We start from the raw sequence: 1,416 nt of genomic DNA, 5'->3' as shown, positions 1-1,416 counted from the left end.
GCTCGGACAGTTCATCCGTCGTGTGCCCGCTTGGCAAAGCGGCCAAGCGGGTCACGCTTCGGGTCACCACGTTGAGGCGAACAGCTAAACCAGATCGCGCCTCCGTAGCCGACGCATCGCAGTTCAACGCGACGGTGATGCTCGTGGAAAACTGCTGTGAACCCGGCCGCTTTTGCCGCATGGGCGATCCGGGCGCGCACGAGAAATTTCGATGACCTGCACGTTGGCAGGTCTGGGTCACGCAACTCCTCGATGGCGGCTTGGAGGTCTGGAAGTCCAGCACCATGCTCTTCGACGACAAGGACGTCCTTGAGCCTGCCCTCTTCGATCCGAGCCAGCCGAAGTAGGTCACGAGCAGCCGCGACCGCCGCCACGACTTCATCTGTCGAGTCGTTCTCGAACGACGCCAGCAGCTTCGTCAGGCGGCCAGACAGCCGCACCACGTCTCGCTGAACTCGGTGCAGTTCGTCCCGCGTTCTGCTGGCAGCGGGCGCGTTCCGCGCCTTCGGGTCCACCCGCATCGCGGCATCCAGAAACTGCCGCTCTGCCTCATTGAAGTTGAAGAGGACGCGGCAGCTACAGCCGCGTCGCCGCCGAGCAGACGAGCACGCCAGATACCGTTCTGCATCACCTTTGCCGACGTAGGTCATGCTGCCGCCACAGGCGGCGCATTGAGCTATTCCGTTGAGGATGTTCCTGAAGTTGGAGCCTTTGCGACCGGCGGCTCCGTGTCTGCGGGCGATGATCGCGGCTCTCGCCTTGAGTGCGAGGCTCTCGGCGATGATGGGAGGGAAGTAGCTGGGGACCGGAGGACCGGCCGGAACTCTGCGCCCACCCTCGATGGAGTGGGGCTGATAGATGCCGAGGGCCGCATCGCTGGAGAGGAGCTTCTGGATGTAGCTGGCATGCCAGCCATTCTTGCCTCGGAAGGGCGGAACGCCCGCGTCATTTAGTCGTGCTGCAATCGACCCTTTGCCGATCCCCGAGGCCGTCTCGGCGAAGATCAGTCGAACGATATCAGCGCGCTCTTCCACAATCTCGAACTTCGACCGATCCGGTGCGAGACGAAGCCATGCCGGGCATGTCTTGGTCAGTTTGCGGACGTCGGCTTCACGCCGCTTCCGCTCCCATGCGGCCCGAACCCTTTTGCTTTTGGTAGCCGACTCCTCATGAGCGCGAAGCATGACGATGAGGCTTCCGAGAAGGCGAAGCCCGCCGTCCTCTCCCATGCTCTCGCGCGTGAATTGCTGTCGATCCGTCAGAGTGACCAGCGTGATGCCCGCGTTGATCAGACCGATGAATGGGGCCAGAGCATCAAGAGGGGCCTGACGGTTAAGTCGGTCCAGACTCTCGCAGATCAGGACGTGCGGCATCGCGACAGCACGATCCTCAACACGACGGATGAACTGTCCGAGC

Annotated in this window: 1 protein-coding gene; it reads right to left on the bottom strand. The window is 62.6% G+C overall.

The window, feature by feature from the left end; all coding sequences use genetic code 11:
- Nucleotides 1–11: 11 nt before the first annotated feature.
- A partial coding sequence (locus VH88_RS15480; RefSeq protein ID WP_052689645.1) for a recombinase family protein occupies nucleotides 12–1,416 on the bottom strand: 1,405 nt, incomplete at its 5' end.

Origin of the sequence: Brevundimonas sp. KM4 (assembly GCF_000964075.1) — a bacterium.
In the GTDB taxonomy this organism is placed as follows: domain Bacteria; phylum Pseudomonadota; class Alphaproteobacteria; order Caulobacterales; family Caulobacteraceae; genus Brevundimonas; species Brevundimonas huaxiensis.
Note: the sequence above shows the minus strand (reverse complement) of the source record. Positions and strands in the feature narration are given on the sequence as shown.